Raw genomic sequence first — 19,119 nt, 5'->3', positions numbered from 1 at the left:
CGGCGTGTGTGGCGACGCCATCGCCCGACCATGTCGCGTTTCGGCATCCCGTCGACCGTCGGTCCCGGAGTGTCGACCGTTTTCGTCGAGATGTGCGGCTCGCGCGCTTTCAGCAAAACACTGCAATGGTCGTTTACGATCCTGGATAGGGTTGCCGAGTGCGGTAGGGATGTCACCGCTCTCTTGGGTCGCACCAGCCCATGCGAATACCTGAAACAAGAGCGGGAAGCCGATACGAGAGGACCGCACACCGTGCTCAAGGGATTCAAGGAATTCATACTCAAGGGCAATGTCGTCGAGCTGGCCACCGCGGTCATCATCGGTGCGGCGTTCACCGCGATCGTCACTGCGTTCACCGAAAAGATCATTCAGCCGCTGATCAATGCGATTCCGATCGGCACCGATGCGGCCGAGGGACTCGGTTTCCAGATCACCGACAATCCCTCGACCTTCGTCGACATCGGTGCCCTGATAACCGCGCTGATCAACTTCCTGATCGTCGCGGCAGTCGTGTACTTCCTGATCATCGTCCCGTACAACAAACTCTCCGAACTCGGTGGATTCGGCAAGAAGTCGGAGGTCTCCGAGGTCTCACTGCTCACCGAGATCCGCGATCTGCTGGACCCGGAGGGAACGTCGAAGGCCAAGGAAGAGGCCGAACGCGAACTGCCCGACCATCTGTCGGACCCGGGCGCCGCGCCCGGAGGCTACAACGACCCCGGCGTCACGCAGCGGTTCACCGCGCCGCCACCGGCAGAGGCAGCCGCGCCCACGCATACCGGCCCGACCCATACCGGTCCGCCGCCCCAGTCGGGTCCGCCGTATCCGACGCCCGCGCCCGCACCGGGTTCCTATCCCCCGCCCGGGACTTACCCACAGGGCAACTATCCGCCACCGGGAACCTATCCCCCGGGACAATTTCCGGGCGAGTATCCGCCGCCGGATGCCCCGGGACGACATTCCCGCTGACCATCGACTCAATCGGGCCGCGCTCTTCGCCGAGGGCGGCCCGATTGTCGTTGTGCCGGACACCGCTGTTGCCCGACGTACAGCGCCTTGCCAGGTTCGCGGGCAGCTAACCGCAAGGTTACGACCCTAATGTCGCTCGAGTCGGTGGTGAGTTGTGCCGACAGACCTGATTCGAATCGACACGGAGGTTGCATCAGCAATGCCGCAGAAGCCGGGCCCGCAGGGTCACAACAACAATCGTCCGGGACACCAGGCACCGCGCCGCCCGCAGCAGCAGCAGCGCCGGCGGCCGCAGCCTCGTCCCTTCTTCCCGTTCCCCTTCTTCGGGAGCTGAGAAGCGGCAGTTCCAACTGACGAGTGACGACACGGGCCCATCCCCCTCCCGGGCCCGTGTCGTCGCGCATCAGGGCTTCGTTGAGCCATGCAACTATGAATGGCTATAGTCGACTGCTGGACTCATTCCGAGTCCGGCAGTTCGTCACAGGGAGGGATTTCATGCCACGAGGACACAAGCCGCCGCATCACCACGGCCCCGGACCCCGCCACGGCGGTCCGCGTCGCGGACGGCCGCTGCCTCCTCCGCCGGCTCACGGTCGGCACAAGGGGCCGCGTCGCGGACGGCCGATGTTCGGCATCTTCTTCGGAAGCTGACACGACCGGCACAACAACAATGTCGACGATCCCGCCGCTGTCCGTCGCAGCGGCGGGATCGTTGCGTATCAGGCCCTGCCGGTGGGATTCTGGGATGCCGACGCCGGATCGGCACGCACGAGACGGCCGGCCGATACGGTCAGCGTGTAGTCGGCGACGGCGGCGATCTCGGGATCGTGGGTGATGAGCACGGTCGTCCGCGCCCGCGCCAGGCGCAGGAGTGGGTCGAGTACGCGTCCGGTGGTTGCGGCATCGAGGCCGGTGGTCGGCTCGTCGAGGATCAGCAGCGGCGCGTCGCGCAGGAATGCGCGTGCCAGCCCGATCCGCTGTCGCTGACCGCCGGACAGATTCCCGCCGGCGTCGCGGAGGATCGTGTCGAAACCATCGGGCAGCTCCCCGATGAATCCGGTGGCGTCGGCGGCCCGGGCTGCAGCGATGACCTGCGCGTCGGTCGCATCCGGCCGGCCGTAGCGGATGTTGTCGGCGACGGACGCGTGAAAGATCGCGAGACGCTGTGGGAGCATGGCCATTCCGGCCCGGAGGCTCTGCAGCTTCAACGTTCTGATGTCGGTGCCGTCGAGGCGGATCACACCGGCGGTCGGATCGTAGAAGCGCAACAGGAGATACATCAGAGTGCTCTTGCCGGAACCGCTGTCACCGAGCAGCGCGACGAAGTCCCCGGCGGCGATCGACACCGACGCACCCTCGAGAACAGGCCGGTCGTCGTCGGGATAGGTGAAGCCGACATCGTCGAACTCGACTGTCACACCACCGGGTTCGGCGGAAGTGACTACCGTTGGCGCTGCGACGGATTCACCGATCCAGGTCGGCTCGTGATCGGCGGCAAGCGCGAATCTCTCTGGCTCCTCGGCATCTTCGGGGTCAGAGACGCCGATCGGGGCGTCGAGTATCTCGGCGACGCGTTCGGCGCTGGCCGTCGCCGAGGTCACCGACACCGCCAGCTCTCCGAGAGCCTGGATCTGCGGATACATGTACCCGAGGTAGCCGGTCAGCGCGATGAGTGTGCCGATGGTGGCCTGCCCCCGCGAGATCTGCCACGCGCCGACGACGATGACCGCCATGACACAGAGCATCTCGACGATGCCCACCGTCTGGGCGAAGGCGGCGTTGGCGCGGATCTCCGCGATGCGGGCGTCTCGCCAGAGCCGCGCCTGCACCAACACCCCGTTCCGGTCGCGGGCACCCTGATTGTCGGCCTGGATCGAGATCGCGTTGGTGATGCCCTCCTGGATGCGGGAGGTGATGCGTCCATTGGCTTTTCGTTCTCGGCGGGCCGCTGTCTTGACGACCTGGCCGAACCGCTGTGACACGACCCAGAGTAGCGGTGCGAGGACGAACGCGACCAGTGCCAGTTGCCAACTCGTAACGAAAGCGGCAATCGCGTAGATGAGGGCACTGCCGATCGCCACCGCGGCGGCCATCACTCCAGACGACAGCAAGTACTCGATCTCGTCGACGTCGCTGCTGTGCCGCGCGATGAGATCACCTGTCTCGAACTCCCGACGGGTGTGCGGCGCCAGTCGTTGCGTGTGCCCGTACAGGCGATCGCGCAGGCGGAGCAGGATGCGCTCGGTGACCACTCCCCCGATCATCTCGGCGCCGAACGACAGCGCCGAGCCGATGAGGGTGACCACCACCCACAACACCAACGGCGTCCACAGTGCGGACAGGTCGCCGGTCACCAACACCGAATCGGTGATGTGCGCGAACAAGGCGACGGTCACGACGCTGGTGCCGACCTCGAGATAGAGCAACACGATCGCCAGCGCGAGCTTCCATCGCTGTCCCGCCATGACCGGCGAGAAACGGCGGATCGCGGAGAGGACGTTGAGAGTCGGTGGCTCGCCGTGAGCGTCGGCGCCCGCGCCGATCTCGGCGCCCCCGGGGTGTCGCTGTTCGGTTGCCGCCACCTGTGTTCTCCTCCCGAGACCGTCCTCCCGATCGGGCGGACACGGTCCCGGAGCGACTCTAGTCATCGTCGGGCGAACACCGACGGGGCGGGATCGGATGTACCGATCCCGCCCCGTGCGGTTCGTGCTGGAGTCCGTTCACCGAACGGACTGCGGTCGATCAGCCCAGGCTGAACGGCTTGCCGTACAGGGTGATGACGCCCTTCACCGAATCGGTGTTGACGGTCACCTTGACCTTCGCCTTGGCGGAGGCGTAGCCGGCACAGCCGTCGAGGCCGAACTTCTCCTGGCTGTAGGCGACACCACCGGTGTTGCCCTTGAACGAGTAGCCATTCACCGTGTAGTTCTTGTAGGCCGTGTCATCGCCCGAGGTGGTGTTGATGATCGGGACGTAGCTGGCCTGGCCGGGGCCGAGGGTGAAGCCCGCACCCGCGTTGCCCGACGGCGTCGCGGTGACGCTACCGTCCGCACTCGGTGCCACCTCGACACCTGCGCCACCTTCGGCACCGGCACCGAAGTTCACCTGGCAACCGACCAGGTAACCGGCGTTGACCGATCCACCCTCGGCCTTGCCGCCGACGGTGATCTTGACCTTGCCCGACATCCAGACCTCACGGCTCGTCTGAACGTTGGTGACGGCCTTCTGGACGTTCACGTACTCGTCGTACAACCGCACGGTGACGGGGGTGCCGTCGACCAGGGTCTTGGCGACATAACCGCCGGGCAGCGGACCGGCCGCGGCGCCACCGGCACCCAGGCTGGTCAGGCCCATCACAGCGGCACCGGCGAGGCCGACACCGGCGGCCACGCGAGTGTTGATCTTCTTCATGATTCCCCTTCGTGGAATATCAATCTGCTCGGGGCAGATAAGTCAGAAAGTTGTGCTGGAGTTATCTGCTGCCGCTCAGTTGAGGCTGAAGGGCTGTCCGTAGAGGGTCGACTGCATGTACGAGCCCGAACCGTTGACCGAGCCGTCGTCGGTGTTGTAGCCCTTGGCGCCGACCACCTGCACGATGGTGCGTGCCGACGCGTAGCCACCGCAGCTCTCGACATTGATCCCGAACTGGTCGAGCTGGATCGCCGCGACGCCACCATCACTGATGTCCTTGTCGGTGACGTCAACGACGGCCACCTGACCCGGGTTCAGCGGGATGGTCAGCGAACCCGACAGTGAGGGACTCAGCGCCTGGGTGATGCTGCCTGAGAGCCCACCCGAGAGCCCGGTGATGTCGACCTGGCAACCGATCAGAACCTTGACCGCGATGTTGCCGTTAACGCCTGCGCTGGCCTTGGCCCGGTAGGTGCCGGAGACGACGGCGGCGCGACCTGCACCGTTGTTCGCCACGGAGGGAGCGGGGAATGCCGACTCCCCGGTTCGCCAGGTCTGCAGGGACTCGCCCTCGACGCCCACGGCCTTCTTGTAGCCATTCGCGAGCGGGCCGGCCGCCGCGTTTCCCGCCCCCATGCTGGCCAGGCCAACGGCCGCCACCGCGGCGACGGCGCATGCACCAGCCACGCGGCGCAGCCCAAGCTTGCTGAACTTGCTCATTCGTTCCCTCTCACAGGATTCGGTTTTTTGTCCTGCACAACACACCCGTGTGTGATGCAGGTCGACCCTCGTGGGCTGCGGACCCCCGCCCCGCAACCGAACCCAATGTCGGTTTCGGTTCGCTGGAAGTCGCCTTCCGCATACCCCTGGCCACTGCTGCGTTGTCACCTCGCGACAGATCGCAGGACTCCCCGTCGGTGCTCATTACAAGTACCGATGCGTTGTCGTTGCGAACGTTATCGGAGCGAGATCGAGACGAGCAACAGATGCGATCAGCCGTGTCTCGATACCCACAATCATGATTGCAAACATCACATTCACGATTCGTAGATTTGAGAATGTTAACGGAAGGAAAACACGCTGCGTCAGCCATGTCAGCAGCACCCAGACCTAGTGGTGATGTGGCGGTCGATTGACCTCATACCAATCGCTCGACATCCCCTTGTGACCTTCCTCACACTCGTCGGTTGTGACCTCGGGGATCTCGACGCCGAAGATGTCGTCCAACGTCCGCCGAGCGCGCCAGTCCTTGTCAGGGCGTTTGCCAGGGCGTTTGGCGGTGCCGGAGTCGCTGGTCGGCGGCGTCTTGGGGGTGTGATCCGGGTTACTGTCCACGGCGGGTTCCGCCTTTCGGCGATTCTGATGATTCGCGATCAGAATTCGCTGATCGCCTCGATCACGTGCTGCGCCAGCGGGGCGACGGTGGCCATCCCGTCACGCACGGCCGCCCGCGAGTTGGCGATGTTGACCACCAGGGTCTGGCCGGAGATCCCGGCGAGACCGCGCGACAGCCCTCCGTCGGTGGCGCCGGCCGCCAGACCCGAACTGCGTACGGCTTCCTCGATGCCGCGCAGTCGGCGGTCCAGGAGCGGTTCGGTGGCCTCGGGCGCCACGTCACGCGCTCCGACGCCCACTCCACCGACCGAGACCACGAGGTCGACTCCACCGATGACGGCGGTGTTCAGCGCGTTACGGATCTCCACCTCGTCACCGGAGACGGCGACGGTGGCGTCGACGTGGAAGCCGGCCTCGGCGAGGAGTTCACCGACGAGTGGGCCCAGGAGGCTCTGATCTTCACCGTGTGCGGCGCGATCGTCGACGACCACAACCAGTGCGCGACCGATCTCGTCGCCGCTCCTGGCGGCACGTGAGTCGTCATCACTGTGGCGCGCGACGAACTCACGCGCGGCCGCATCGGCGGCGACCACGTCGTCGGGGTCGATGGCGGTGGATCCGGTGTCGCTCATTCTCTAGCCTTTCTGCTCCACGAGGAGATACCCCGTGTGCTGTTCTAGCCGACGTGCAGGGTTTCCAAGGTGACCTGCGTTGTCTTGGTCTGGCCGTTGATGACATAGGTGATCGTGACAGTGTCGCCCGGCGCATGAGACCTCACCGCAGCCACCAGGGCGTCGCCGCTGGAGATGGCGCGGTCGTCCACCTTGGTCACCACCGCACCCGAGGGAATCCCCGCCTTCGCGGCAGGCCCACCCGCCGTGACGTCGGAGATGTAGGCACCGGGCTGGTCCACGTCGGTGTTGGCGCGTACCGAGACCCCGAGTCCCGCCTGCGTCGCCTTGCCGGTGTCCCGCAGTTCCTCGGCGACCCGGATCGCCTGGTCGATCGGGATCGCGAAGCCCAGGCCGATACTGCCGCTCTGCTGCTCCGCCGATGCGCCCAGGGTCGCTATCGCGGTGTTGACACCGATCAGCGCACCCTTGGCGTTGACGAGCGCACCACCGGAGTTACCCGGGTTGATGGCCGCGTCGGTCTGGATCGCGTCGATCACCGACGTCGTCCCCGACTCACGCGACGTGGACACCGGCCGGTTGAGCGCACTGATGATGCCGGTGGTCACGGTGCCCTCTAGCCCGAGTGGTGCGCCGATGGCGATGACGTCCTGCCCGACGGCGAGATTGTTGGACGTACCCACCGTGATCGGTTTGAGCCCGGACTTCTCCACCTTGATGACCGCGATGTCGGAGATCGGGTCTGCGCCTAGCACGCGTGCGGGCGCGCGGCTGCCGTCGGAGAAGATCACCAGAACCTGGCTCGCCCGGGCCTCACCGCCCTCCGACACGACGTGATTGTTGGTCATGATCACGCCGTCGTCGGAGAGGATCACCCCGGAGCCGCCACCCTCGGCATTACCCGAGCGCACGATGATCGACACCACCGACGGCAGAACGTCGGCCGCGACCGCCTGCACCGATCCGGCAGGCGCCTGCAGCTGCCCGTCCGAGCCGCTGTTCGGATCGCCGCCGAGCGGACCTCTGTGCGCCGTCGAGGAGACATTGTCGTCGGTGACGTTCGCGCCGACGACACCGCCGACCCCGCCCGCCACGAGTGCGAGCACGACCGCACCTGCGGCCAGTGCCGCCTTGCGGCCACCACCGGATCTCTTGGGGCTCGGAGACGGTTCACCGGGCCCGAACGGCGCTCCGGCCGGCGGCATCCCGGGGCCACCGGGGCCCATGGCGTAGTGGGGTTGCGCCGGGATCTGCCCCGATGCCGGTGCACCGTAGGGATCGGCGAATCGCTGTGTCGAAGCGGCATGGTGCCCGTAGGTGTTGGCGTCGGGTTCCGCCGGTCCCGAAGGCGCGTACGGGCCGGCCCCCTGGCCGGAGTTGGCACCGTACCCGGGTGCGCCGAACTGGCCCGTTCCATACGGACTCTGGCCCGGTCCATTGCCGGTGCCGTACGGGTCGCCCTGCGAACCGCCACTGGTCATGTCGTCTTCCTCGTTCTCCACGATCGCCTCACCCGGCGATGGTTCCCCGATGCACTCGCCGTCGGCCGACCGCCGACGTTGATCTCACCCTAGGCGATCGGGCCGAGGCGGCGATGACCAAAGTCGAGGTCCGTCACACTATTGACGAACCACCTGAGGGGAAGGTTCCACAGGAGTCGGACTTCCCGGCAAGGTCATTCGAATGAGTGCGCCGCCGAGATCGGACTGTTCGGCGGAGACGGTGCCACCGTGACGGGACACCACCTGGCGCACGATGGCCAGTCCCAGGCCCGACCCGGGCATCGACCGCGATTGTGTCGACCGATAGAACCGCTCGAAGACCAGCCCGCGGTCCTCCTCCGGAATGCCCGGGCCGGCATCGGCGACCGTCAGTTCCGCCGTGGTCGCATCGATCTGGCCGAGCCTGACCTGCACCGGCCGGCCCCGCGGACTCCATTTCGCGGCGTTGTCCAGCACATTGAGGACCGCGCGGTTCAGGCCGTGTTCCTCGCCGAAGACGTACCACTGGGTGAGGTGCGTCTGGAAGTCCACATCGCTGCGCCGACGACGAACCCGGTCCAGTGATCGGGTGATCACCTCGATCAGGTCGACCTCCTCGTGCACCACCTCTGGCGCATCCTCCCGCGCCAGGTCGACCAGATCACCGACGAGCGTGGACAGTTCCTCGATCTGGGCCATGACGTCGGAGCGGAGCTCGACCATGTCCTGCGGCGGCATCGCCGGCGCTCCGGGTTCGCTGGACGCGATGAGCAACTCGAGGTTCGTGCGCAACGACGTCAACGGAGTGCGCAGCTCGTGTCCGGCATCGGCGACGAGCCGCGACTGTCGATCGCGGGAATCGTCCAGTGCCCGCAACATCGTGTTGAAACTCTCCGTGAGGCGCGCCAACTCGTCGTTTCCGGTCACCGGCATCGGCGTCAGATCCTGTGTCCGGGCGACTCTTTCGGCGGCACGCGTCAGCCGCGCCACCGGTCTGAGGCCGGCGCGCGCGACCGTGGTACCCGCGAGCGCCGCCAGCGCCACGCCACCGCCGCCGACCACCAACAGCACCCAGGCCAACCGTTTGAGCACACGGTCGGTGTGTAACAGGCTCTGCGCCAACACAAGTGTGTTGCCGTCATCGAGCTTGCGCGCCAGGACACGCTGATTGTCGACGGTCCGCAGACTCTGCTGGTTGTTGCCGGGGAGCGTCGTGGACCGGGCGATATCCCGTTCGACGTCGTCGAACGGAACCTCTCCGATGAGATACGCACTGCCGTCGGGATGCACCAGCGCCAGCGAGATGTTCGTCGCGAAGACCGTGCCGGTCACCAGGGACTCCGGTCGCTGGCTCAGCAGTCCGGTCTTGGCCATCGCCGTCAATCCGTCGGCGCGACTCTCCAGTTGAGCATCCACCTCGTTGTACATCGCGCGGTAGACGACGAAATAGGCGGCCGCGGCCATCAGGCTGACCGAGACCAGCACCACGGTGGCCGACAGCAAGGTCACACGGGTCTTGAGCGACACCGCACGCGTCAACGGCATCGGCGCACGCATCTCCTTCGCGGTGCGCCGGGAGTGGAGTAGTCCGAGCCGCACCGACGACACCTGCATGGGGTCGGTGTTGTCGGCAACCACTAGGGCGGTGTCTCCCGCAACACGTAGCCGACGCCACGCACGGTATGGATCAACCGGGACTCCCCTTCGGCCTCCGTCTTGCGGCGGAGGTAGCCGACGTAGACCTCGAGGGCGTTGCCGGACGTCGGGAAGTCGTAGCCCCAGACCTCCTCGAGGATCCGGCTGCGGGAGAGCACGCGCCGCGGATTCGCCATCAGCATCTCCAGCAGCGCGAATTCGGTTCGGGTCAGGCTGATGGCGCGCTCGCCGCGGGAGACGTCGCGGGTCACCGGATCGAGGGTGAGGTCGGCGAACGTCATCGCCTCGGAGTCGGCCGCGTCGTCGGGAGTCGAGCGACGCAGGAGGGCCCTCAGCCGCGCCAGCAGCTCCTCGAGCGCGAACGGCTTCGGCAGATAGTCGTCTGCGCCCGCGTCGAGGCCCGACACCCGCTCCGAGACGGTGTCACGCGCGGTCAGCACGAGAATCGGCAGGTCATCGCCCGCCGAGCGCAGCCGGCGACACACCTCCAGACCGTCCAGACGTGGCATCATCACGTCGAGGATGGCGACATCGGGACGTTCGGCGACGATCTTCTCGAGGGCCTCGAGCCCATCGGCCGCGATGTCGACCGTGTAGCCGTTGAAGGACAGGGACCGACGCAGCGACTCACGAACCGCCCGATCGTCGTCGACCACAAGGATGCGCATACCTACAGTCTTATCGCGAACTGCTGAGATGTGTCTGAGGACCCACCATGTGTGTCGTGTCTGTTCGTGCAGGTCTTGGACGTAACGCGCTCGCAGGCCTCCGCACAGCTGCGCCCTCACCCTGTGAGGTCAAGTTGATAGGCGCGTAACTGGACGCTTTGCATCCAGAAACACGCCCCGACGACGCTGGGATGCGTGAAGTCCGTCGACGTCGTGCATTCGCTGTGTGCCTACTGCGGGGTGGGTTGTGGCATGGACCTCGCCGTCGGCGAGAACGGTCAGGTCACCAAGACCGTGGGCCGCAAGGACCACCCCACCAACTACGGCCGACTCTGCACAAAGGGCTCGACCACCTCCGACATGCTGGCCGCCGGCGGACGGCTCACGACCCCGATGGTCCGCACGGACCGCGGCACCGAACCACGACCCGCGGACATGGATCAGGTGATCACCGACACCGCGAGGCGACTGCGCGCGATCATCGACGAGGACGGTCCCGACGCCGTCGCCCTCTACGTCTCCGGGCAGATGTCGATGGAGGCGCAGTACCTGTCCAACAAGTTGGCCAAGGGATTCATCGGTACCAACCAGATCGAATCGAACTCGCGCCTCTGCATGGCCAGCGCCGGCACCGGCTACAAGCAGTCATTGGGCTCCGACGGTCCGCCCGGGTCGTACCAGGATTTCGACAACGCCGACGTCTTCTTCGTCATCGGATCGAATATGGCCGACTGCCACCCGATCCTGCACATGCGCATGATGGACCGCGTCAAGGCGGGCGCCAAGCTGATCGTCGTGGACCCCCGGAGAACCGCGACGGCCGACAAATGCGATCTGTTCCTCCAGGTCAAGCCCGGCACCGACCTCGCCCTGCTCAACGGACTGCTGCACCTGCTCATCACCGGCGGGCATGTCGACGACGATTTCGTGGCGGCCTATACCGACGGGTTCGAGCAGATGCCGGATTTCGCCGCGCAGTACCCGCCGGAGACGGTAGCCCAGATCACCGGCATCCACGCCGACGACCTGCGCCGCGCGGCCGAGATGATCGGCACCGCCGACAACTGGATGAGTTGCTGGACGATGGGACTCAACCAGTCCACGCACGGCACCTGGAACACCAACGCGCTGATCAACCTGCACCTGGCGACCGGCGCGATCTGTCGGCTCGGCAGCGGCCCGTTCTCGCTGACCGGCCAGCCCAACGCGATGGGCGGCCGGGAGATGGGATACATGGGTCCGGGACTGCCGGGCCAGCGCGCCGTCATCTCCGACGACGACCGCGCCTTCGTCGAGACCAGATGGGGTGTCGAGCCCGGCACCCTGCGCACCGACGTCGGCGGTGGCACCATCGACATGTTCCGCCGGATGGCCGACGGCGAGATCCGGGCCTGCTGGATCATCTGCACCAATCCGGTTGCCTCGGTGTCCAATCGGGCCACGGTGATCGAGGGGCTCGAACGGGCCGAGCTGGTGATCACCCAGGACGCCTTCGCCGACACCGAGACCAACGCCTACGCCGACGTCGCGTTGCCGGCCGCGTTGTGGTCGGAGTCCACCGGCACGATGGTGAACTCCGAGCGCAACGTCACGCTCTTCGAACCCGCTCTCGGCGCGCCCGGGCAGGCATTGCCCGACTGGCAGATCATCGCCCGCATCGCCTGCGAGATGGGCTATGCCGACGCCTTCTCCTACTCGAATGCCGAGGAGATCTTCGACGAGATCCGCGGATTCGCCAATCCCCGAACCGGATACGACCTGCGCGGCATCACCTACGACGGGCTCCGTCGCACACCGATACAGTGGCCGTGCCCGCCCGCCGACCTGGTGGACGCGCCGGATCCCGGTGGCCGCAATCCGATCCGCTATCTCAACGACGGTGTCAGTCAGACGCTGTATCGCGCCGAGGACGGCTCCACCCCTGCCCTGGCCTTCGCGACCCCGAATCGACGTGCTCAGTTCTTCGCCCGGCCGCACGTGGATCCGGCCGAGATGCCCGACGACGACTACCCGATCCTGCTCAACACCGGCCGCCTCCCCCACCAGTGGCACACCCTCACCAAGACCGGCCGCGTCGCCAAGCTGAACAAGCTGGCCCCGGGCCCGTTCGTGCAGATCCATCCCGACGACGCGGCACGTCTCGGTATCGGCCCCAAGGATCAGGTCGAGGTGGCTTCCCGACGCGGCCGTGCGGTGCTGCCGGCATCGGTCTCCGATCGGGTGCGGCCGGGCAACTGCTTCGTGCCCTTTCACTGGAACGACATGTTCGGTGAGCACCTGGCGATCAATGCCGTCACCTCGGATGCGATTGATCCGCTGTCGCAGCAGCCCGAGTTCAAGGTGTGCGCGGTGACGCTGGCAAAGGTGGCCGGACCGCCGGCAGAGGAAGAGTCCTCGACCGACGCAGCAGGTGTGACCGCACCCACCGACATTCGCGTCGCACACAGTCCCGTCGATGCTCTCGCGTCTGCGCTGGGACTCTCCGCGCTCGACGATGTCCGGCCGTCCGATGCCGAACGCACCTACCTCGCGGGGCTCATCGCCGGACTGCGGGCACGGCCTCCGGTCGACGAGCGGCCGTATCTGCCTGCGGGAGCGCCCCTGCGCGCGAACGTCCACGCCTGGGCCTCGGGCCTGCTCGACGGCGTCTTCGCGCGCGCACCGCACCGTGCCGGCGACGTGCCCACCGACTTCGGGAGGGACGCCGCGGCCCAGGCGGCACGCGATTCGATCACGGTGCTGTGGGCCTCACAGATGGGCAATGCCGAGGAGTTCGCCACCGAGACCGCCGATCACATCCGGGCCAAGGGATTCGACGTCAACGTCACCGAGATGGATGCCGCCGACGTGGGCTCCCTGGCGGGTACGGCCCTGTTCGTCAGCTCGACGACCGGCGACGGCGAGCCCCCGGACAACGGGTCGGCGTTCTGGGACGTGCTGAGCGGTGACTCGGCTCCGGACCTGTCCGGATTGCGTTACGCCGTACTGGCATTCGGCGATTCCAGCTACGACAACTTCTGCGGACACGGCCGCAACCTCGATCAGCGTCTCGGCGAACTGGGGGCGAAGCGACTCCTCGAGCGCGTGGACTGCGAACCCGACTTCGAAGAACCGGCCGGCCAGTGGCTGGACCGGGTACACACAGTGATCGGCTCAAGTCAGAGTCCTGTGTCGGCTTCGTCGGCCGATCGAGTCACCGTGGTGAGCGAACCGGCCGACTCGTCCGCGCAACCGTCGGTGCGGACCGCGCCGGCCTACTCGAAGAAGAGTCCGCTGGTGACCCATCTGTCACGCAACGTGAAGCTGAATGCCGACGGATCTGCGAAGGACGTGCGCAACTTCGGTTTTCATCTGCCCGCCGACACCCTGAGTTACAAGGCCGGCGACGCATTGGGGGTTTGGCCGCTCAACAACGCCGCTCTCATCGACGAATGGCTCGACGCCACCGGACTCGATGGTGGTGAGATCGTCTGCGCCCCAGGCGGCGACAAAATGCCCCTGCACCGCGCCCTGCGTGAACGGATTGAGTTCGCCAAGGTCACACCGGATTTCATGCGTTTCGTCGCCGAACGTAACGGGTCCGCGCACCTGCATTCGCTGGCTGCGGCGGGCAACAAGCAGGACATGGAGTCCTGGACGTGGGGCCGCCAGTCGGTCGACGTGCTGACCGAGTACCCGGTCAAGGCGGACGCGGAGGAATGGATCTCTGTCTTGAAGCCACTTCAGCCACGGTCATATTCGATCTCTTCCAGTCAACTGCACAATCCCGAGGAGGTCGAACTCACCGTGTCGGCCGTGCGGTACAACCTGCACGGCAAACCGCGCGGCGGAGTGTGCTCGACGTTCCTCGCCGACCGTTGCGACGGACAGGAGATCGGCGTCTTCGTGACATCGACGACGCACTTTCGGCCCCCCGCCGATCCGGACACGCCGATGATCATGATCGGACCGGGAACCGGTGTCGCGCCCTTCCGCGGATTCCTGCGGGAGCGACAGTCATTGGGACACGAGGGCAAGAATTGGCTGTTCTTTGGTGAGCAGTTCTCGGCCACCGACTTCTACTACCGCGACGAGCTCACCACGATGCTCTCCGACGGGTTGCTGACCCGCCTCGACGTCGCCTTCTCGCGCGATCAGGAACGCAAGATCTACGTGCAGGATCGCATGCGAGAACACGGTGAGGAGATCTATGGCTGGCTCCACGACGGGGCGCACGTCTACGTGTGCGGCGACGCCACCCGGATGGCCAAGGACGTCGACGCAACCCTGAAGGAGATCGTCGCGCATCATGGACGCCGTTCCCCTGCCGGTGCGGAGTCCTACGTCAAGGCACTCGCGGCCGACAAACGGTACGTGCGAGACGTGTACTAGCGGTGTGTCACGGAAATAGGTGTCGTCGAGCGCGCACGCACCGAGTGCACTGACCGGGAACGTCCCCGTGAGCGACGTCCGAGGGAGCATTCCTTCGGACGTCGCTCACGGGGACGTTTTCCGTCACGCGGCAGGGAAGATTTCCGAGACGCACGACGAGGAGGGGTCGGGACACGCGGAGTCGAGGTTCGCATCCGCGGCACCCGACGGGGCTAGGGTCAGACGAACCGGGTCCGAGCATCCGCCTCGCGCCACGACCGCCGAGACAATGGGGTCCAGAGACATTGGGGTCTATCAGAATGCACACAGTCCGTTCATCTCTGCTGCTCGCCATGCTGGCCACCGCGGCCGCCGCAGTCGCCGGCTGCACCTCGACGTCCAGCGAGATGGCGACGAGTTCGACGTCGAGTGCAGTCGTGTCGAGCCAGACCTCCACGACGAGCACCACTTCCTCGACATCCTCGAGTGCATCGGCAGCGCCGACGATCCCGGCCTCCCTCGCACCGTTCGGAACCGGCTATCCCACCGACGGCTCACCGTGCCGCCGGCTCGGCGAGAGCCCGCAGACGTCGCGCTGGCTCGATGACAGCGCGATCCTGATCGGATGTCCGTCCGAGGACGCGGCAAAGGCGCTCAACGGCACGGTCGTCGGTGTCGTCGACGGAGTCACCATCGTGTCGATTCCGCTCGGCGAGGCCAATCCCGGCCTGAGCGCGGTGCCGTCCCCGGCCGTGCAGACCACCAGCATCGCCTGCGCCGCGGTCGCGGCCGAGGCGACATCGGACTGCGTGACAAAGGTGACCCGCAAGTGGGGTGAGGACGGCACCACCCTCGTCGAGGTCACCAAGCCGGACGGGAAGACCCGTGCCCTGTTCTTCCATGGCACCACCCCGTACGGTGCCGACAGCGCCCAGGCCGACGGCTCCGCCGGCTTCGTCTTCGCCGTCACCCGGCAGGGTGACAACAGCGTCATCACCTTCGGCCCCGAGCGTTACATCGTCCCGGACTCAGCGGTCAGCTGAGGACCCGGCACGGACCGCACCAGAGTCGGCCCACCGACCCTCGGTGGGGTGTCGGCCGGTCGCCGAGGTGTAGCCGGGCGCAGGCCCTACTGCCACACCACGATCCGGCCGTCCCGTTCCTCCACGCGATACACACTCAGCGAACCGATCCCGTCTGCCGTGCAGCCCCCGTCCGAGAAGCGGAACACATACTGGTGCAGAGGACACACGACGTGACCCAGGTCGAACTGGCCGTCAGCGATGGGACCCGCCCGGTGTGGGCAGACGGCGTCGGTGGCCCGCAGGGTGCCGTCAGTCATCCGAAAGACCGCGACCTGTCGGCCGTCGACCGCGTAGGCACGCCCCTCGCCGGGCAGCAGATCCTCGGTCGGGCCGACCGGGACACCGGTGTCTACGCTGGTCATCGGACGGGCACCTTCGGCAGCGGGAGCAGCGGCAACGCCGACGTGAACTGTGCCGGTGACCGGGGCTCGTCCCGATCGAGCCACGGGTCGACGTAACCGGCGACGGCCTCGTCGATGCGTTCCTGCAGCCCCGAGACGATGCCGTCGCGGTCCTCGACGAGGATCGCGCGCAGTTCCTCGATACCGACCCGCGGTACCCAGGCGTAGGTGCGTTCAAGCCATTTGGCCTGCTCGCGGTAGTACTGGATGAAGATGCCGCACAGGCGAATCACCTCGTCCGGCGAGTCGACCGTCGCGAGCACGTCGCCCTTACGGATGTGGGCGCCCGCGGCTCCGCCGACGTAGATCTCCCATTTGCCGTCGCCGACGGCCACCACACCGAAGTCCTTGCACAGCGCCTCAGCGCAGTTGCGCGGACATCCGGTGACCGCCAGCTTCAGTTTGGCCGGCGACTCCAAACCCTGATAGCGATTCTCGATCGCGATCCCCAGCGACGTCGAGTCGCCGAGGCCGAAGCGGCAATAGTCCGTCCCCACACAGGTTTTCACGGTCCGGAACGACTTGCCGTAGGCGTATCCCGACGGCATGTCCAGGTCCTGCCATACCTTCGGCAGGTCTTCCTTCTTCACCCCGAGGAGATCGATACGCTGCCCACCGGTCGCCTTGATCATCGGGATGTCGTACTTCTCGGCGACGTCGGCGATCTTGCGTAGCTGTTGCGGCGAGGTGACACCGCCCTTCATCTGCGGCACCACCGAGAACGTCCCGTCGCGCTGGATGTTCGCGTGCACCCGGTCGTTCACGAAGAGGGCACCCGGCTCACGCTTCCAGTCCTGACCCCAGATCACCCGGAGTAGCGACGACAGCGGCATTTTCGACGCCGCGTCCTCACCGTCGGGCGCCAGCGCGGCGAAGACCTCCGTCACCGACCGCAGGTTCTGCCTCCGGATGGCGTCGATGAGTTCCGGTTTGGTCAGGCCGATCGCGGGCACGTACCAGTCCGCAGACTTGTCGACGGTGAGGGTGTCCCCGGCCGCGAACTCCACGATGTCGCCGACGAGCTGCTTGCACGAACCACATCCCTTGCCCGCCCGCGTCTTCGCGCAGACCTCGCTCACGCTCGTGCACCCGCTCTGCACACACGAGACGATGTCCCCTTTGGTGACGCCGTTGCAGTTGCACACCTGCACGTCGTCGGCGAGTTCGGCAGCACCGGTCGCGGCGGTGGGGGTACCCATGTCGAACAGCATGGAGATCCGCTCGTCGGGCAGCGGCACCTTGTCGTCGAAGGCCTGGGTGAGGAAGTTTGCCTTGGAGATGTCGCCGAGAAGCATGGCGCCGATCAGCTTGTTGTCGCGGACCACCACGCTCTTGTATGTGCCGCTGCGTGGTTCGTAGAACTGGACGAACTCGTCGTCCTCGCGTTCGGGGCCCTTCACGCCCATCGCGGCGACATCCACTCCGGCCACCTTGAGTTTGGTGGTCAGCCGCGACCCGTGATACTCGGCACCGGGATTGCTGCCGGTGATCACATCGGCCAGGACCACGGCCTGTTCCCACAGCGGCGCGACCAGCCCGTACACCTCACTGCGATGCTGTGCACATTCGCCGACGGCGAAGATGGAACCCTCGTCCTCACAACGCATCTGGTCGTCGACCACGATGCCGCGTTCGATCACCAGTCCGGCACTGCGCGCGAGGGCGACGTTGGGACGGATGCCGGCCGTCACCACGATCATGTCGGCGGGCAGTGATTCACCGTCGTTGAATCCGACGCCTGCGACACGGCCGGCGTCGTCACGCAGCACCGCGGTGGTGCGCTTGCCGGTGTACACGCCCACGCCGAGCTCCTCGATCTTGTTGCGCAGCACCTTTCCGCCACGCTCGTCGAGCTGCTGATTCATCAGATGTCCCGGCGAGTGGACCACGTCGACGTCGACGCCCTGCGTCTTGAGTCCGTAGGCGGCCTCCAAGCCGAGCAGGCCACCGCCGATGACGACGGCGCGGATGCCGTCCCGCGATGTCGCCATCTGCAACATGCCATTGGTGTCCTCGATGGTCCGGAAGCCGAAAACCCCGCGCGCCAGGCGGCCGTCGGATTCGCGCAGCCCGTCCATGTTGGGAAAGAACGTGTTCGATCCGGTGGCGATGATCAGCATGTCGAAGTCGATGACCCGCCCGCTGGCGCAGGTGACGGTCTTGGCGAAACGGTCGATGGCTTCCGCGCTGTCCCCGGCGCGCAGCGTCACACCGTTCTCCCGGTACCACGCCATCGGGTTGAGCATCAGATCGTCGTCGTCGATCGAGGTCTCACCCGACAGCACATGGCTGAGCATGATCCGGTTGTAGTTGCCGTACGGTTCGTCGCCGATCATCGTCACGTCGAACTGCACGCCACCACCACGAGTGAGGATCTCCTCGACGGTCCGCGCCCCGGCCATACCGTTGCCGACGACGACCAGCTTGCGTTTCGCCGTCGGTTCCCCGGCAGCCGTCACATCGACGGGCATCAGAAGACGACCATCCCGAAATCGATGACGACCTCCCCGGTCGTGCCCTCCGGCGCGGCGAGCACCAGCTCGAGCGTCGTGTCCGGATCGACGTCCTCGACGACGCGCAGCGGCACATTCACCGACGACTTCGCGCCCATGGGGAAGATCCGCATCGGTTGGCCGTCCCGCAGCAGGGTCACGTAGACGAGTTCGGCGGAGCTGTTGCCGCCGCGGAAGTAGAGCGGCTGTGCGGTCATTCCCGACGGCACCACATAGCTCAGCGACGGATCGATCGGTGCCGGCTTGGTGAGACCCGTGCCGGAGAACGCGTAGACGCCTTGCAGAAATCGCGGGGTGCTGGACATATCAGCCACTATCGTCACCGCGCGTGAATCGGTTCTTGCCTCGGTGTTACAAGGCGATTGTCAGGACCTCACCGCGCAGGTCGGCGGGTGTGATCGTGCGCGCCACCACTCGGCCGAGTCCACCACCCACGAGTCGAGTCGACCCAGGCACCAGCCGAGACCTACCAGCCGCTGGTTGAGTAAGCCCAGGCACCACCCGAGACTTCCCAGCCGCTGGTTGAGTAAGCCCAGGCACCACCCGAGACCCTCCCAACCGCCGGTTGAGTAGGCCGAGGCGCCACCCGAGACTTCCCAACCGCTGGTTGAGTAAGCC

14 protein-coding genes are annotated in these 19,119 nt (G+C 66.3%); 3 read left to right on the top strand and 11 right to left on the bottom strand.

Annotated elements, in window-relative coordinates:
- Positions 1–252: 252 nt before the first annotated feature.
- Entirely contained in the window at positions 253–969 is a 717-nt protein-coding gene (gene mscL, locus ACVT6V_RS12370) for a large conductance mechanosensitive channel protein MscL (RefSeq protein WP_489900041.1), read from the top strand.
- Positions 970–1,688: 719 nt separating this feature from the next.
- On the opposite strand, the gene ACVT6V_RS12365 is transcribed toward mscL, so the two are convergent.
- From ACVT6V_RS12365 to ACVT6V_RS12330, 8 genes are all read right to left on the bottom strand, one after another.
- Positions 1,689–3,551 (bottom strand): ABC transporter ATP-binding protein, encoded by a 1,863-nt coding sequence (locus ACVT6V_RS12365; RefSeq protein ID WP_489900040.1) that lies wholly within the window; start codon positions 3,549–3,551, stop codon positions 1,689–1,691.
- Between the two features lie 160 nt (positions 3,552–3,711).
- The gene (locus tag ACVT6V_RS12360) at positions 3,712–4,380 is read right to left on the bottom strand and encodes an MspA family porin (RefSeq protein ID WP_489900039.1); all 669 of its coding nucleotides are present in this window, start codon (positions 4,378–4,380) and stop codon (positions 3,712–3,714) included.
- A gap of 75 nt (positions 4,381–4,455) precedes the next feature.
- Complete coding sequence (locus ACVT6V_RS12355; protein ID WP_489900038.1) at positions 4,456–5,100, bottom strand: MspA family porin; 645 nt, start codon at positions 5,098–5,100, stop codon at positions 4,456–4,458.
- A 390-nt stretch (positions 5,101–5,490) separates the two neighbouring features.
- A complete protein-coding gene (locus tag ACVT6V_RS12350; RefSeq protein ID WP_489900037.1) occupies positions 5,491–5,715 on the bottom strand; it encodes a hypothetical protein in 225 nt (74 codons plus the stop codon).
- A gap of 38 nt (positions 5,716–5,753) precedes the next feature.
- Positions 5,754–6,347, bottom strand: a complete 594-nt coding sequence (locus ACVT6V_RS12345; protein WP_489900036.1) for a MogA/MoaB family molybdenum cofactor biosynthesis protein — start codon at positions 6,345–6,347, stop codon at positions 5,754–5,756.
- A gap of 44 nt (positions 6,348–6,391) precedes the next feature.
- Positions 6,392–7,828, bottom strand: coding sequence for a S1C family serine protease (locus tag ACVT6V_RS12340; protein ID WP_489900035.1), 1,437 nt, complete (start codon positions 7,826–7,828; stop codon positions 6,392–6,394).
- 138 nt (positions 7,829–7,966) lie between these two features.
- A complete protein-coding gene (locus ACVT6V_RS12335; RefSeq protein WP_489900796.1) occupies positions 7,967–9,442 on the bottom strand; it encodes a sensor histidine kinase in 1,476 nt (491 codons plus the stop codon).
- A 23-nt stretch (positions 9,443–9,465) separates the two neighbouring features.
- The gene (locus ACVT6V_RS12330; protein WP_489900034.1) at positions 9,466–10,152 is read right to left on the bottom strand and encodes a response regulator transcription factor; all 687 of its coding nucleotides are present in this window, start codon (positions 10,150–10,152) and stop codon (positions 9,466–9,468) included.
- Between the two features lie 252 nt (positions 10,153–10,404).
- Here ACVT6V_RS12330 and ACVT6V_RS12325 point away from each other — a divergent pair, with 252 nt between their 5' ends.
- Together ACVT6V_RS12325 and ACVT6V_RS12320 are read left to right on the top strand one after the other, a co-directional pair.
- Entirely contained in the window at positions 10,405–14,523 is a 4,119-nt protein-coding gene (locus ACVT6V_RS12325) for a bifunctional nitrate reductase/sulfite reductase flavoprotein subunit alpha (protein ID WP_489900795.1), read from the top strand.
- Positions 14,524–14,822: 299 nt separating this feature from the next.
- The gene (locus tag ACVT6V_RS12320) at positions 14,823–15,545 is read left to right on the top strand and encodes a hypothetical protein (RefSeq protein ID WP_489900033.1); all 723 of its coding nucleotides are present in this window, start codon (positions 14,823–14,825) and stop codon (positions 15,543–15,545) included.
- 86 nt (positions 15,546–15,631) lie between these two features.
- Here the strand turns inward: ACVT6V_RS12320 and ACVT6V_RS12315 are convergent, their stop codons facing one another.
- From ACVT6V_RS12315 to ACVT6V_RS12305, 3 genes are read right to left on the bottom strand one after another with little or no spacing between them, the layout of a single operon-like run.
- A complete protein-coding gene (locus ACVT6V_RS12315; protein WP_489900032.1) occupies positions 15,632–15,949 on the bottom strand; it encodes a Rieske (2Fe-2S) protein in 318 nt (105 codons plus the stop codon).
- Positions 15,946–18,459: a nitrite reductase large subunit NirB gene (nirB, locus tag ACVT6V_RS12310; protein ID WP_489900031.1), complete on the bottom strand. Its 2,514-nt coding sequence runs from the start codon at positions 18,457–18,459 to the stop codon at positions 15,946–15,948. Before nirB ends, ACVT6V_RS12315 begins: the two co-directional genes overlap by 4 nt.
- On the bottom strand, positions 18,459–18,806 hold the full coding sequence (locus tag ACVT6V_RS12305) for a molybdopterin oxidoreductase (protein WP_489900030.1): 348 nt from the start codon (positions 18,804–18,806) through the stop codon (positions 18,459–18,461). The genes nirB and ACVT6V_RS12305 overlap by 1 nt, the downstream gene beginning before the upstream one ends.
- Positions 18,807–19,119: the final 313 nt, after the last annotated feature.

This window comes from Gordonia sp. LMA167, assembly GCF_058130025.1.
This window is presented reverse-complemented; position numbering and strand designations above follow the sequence as displayed.

What these genes read in the sequence shown, in the direction of transcription:
- ACVT6V_RS12360 (WP_489900039.1), bottom strand. Translation starts at nt 4,380, where the DNA reads ATGAAGAAGATCAACACTCGCGTGGCCGCCGGTGTCGGCCTCGCCGGT.
- ACVT6V_RS12355 (WP_489900038.1), bottom strand. Translation starts at nt 5,100, where the DNA reads ATGAGCAAGTTCAGCAAGCTTGGGCTGCGCCGCGTGGCTGGTGCATGC.
- ACVT6V_RS12345 (WP_489900036.1), bottom strand. Translation starts at nt 6,347, where the DNA reads ATGAGCGACACCGGATCCACCGCCATCGACCCCGACGACGTGGTCGCC.
- ACVT6V_RS12340 (WP_489900035.1), bottom strand. Translation starts at nt 7,828, where the DNA reads ATGACCAGTGGCGGTTCGCAGGGCGACCCGTACGGCACCGGCAATGGA.
- ACVT6V_RS12335 (WP_489900796.1), bottom strand. Translation starts at nt 9,442, where the DNA reads ATGCAGGTGTCGTCGGTGCGGCTCGGACTACTCCACTCCCGGCGCACC.
- ACVT6V_RS12330 (WP_489900034.1), bottom strand. Translation starts at nt 10,152, where the DNA reads ATGCGCATCCTTGTGGTCGACGACGATCGGGCGGTTCGTGAGTCGCTG.
- ACVT6V_RS12325 (WP_489900795.1), top strand. Translation starts at nt 10,405, where the DNA reads ATGGACCTCGCCGTCGGCGAGAACGGTCAGGTCACCAAGACCGTGGGC.
- ACVT6V_RS12320 (WP_489900033.1), top strand. Translation starts at nt 14,823, where the DNA reads ATGCACACAGTCCGTTCATCTCTGCTGCTCGCCATGCTGGCCACCGCG.
- ACVT6V_RS12315 (WP_489900032.1), bottom strand. Translation starts at nt 15,949, where the DNA reads ATGACCAGCGTAGACACCGGTGTCCCGGTCGGCCCGACCGAGGATCTG.
- nirB (WP_489900031.1), bottom strand. Translation starts at nt 18,459, where the DNA reads ATGCCCGTCGATGTGACGGCTGCCGGGGAACCGACGGCGAAACGCAAG.
- ACVT6V_RS12305 (WP_489900030.1), bottom strand. Translation starts at nt 18,806, where the DNA reads ATGTCCAGCACCCCGCGATTTCTGCAAGGCGTCTACGCGTTCTCCGGC.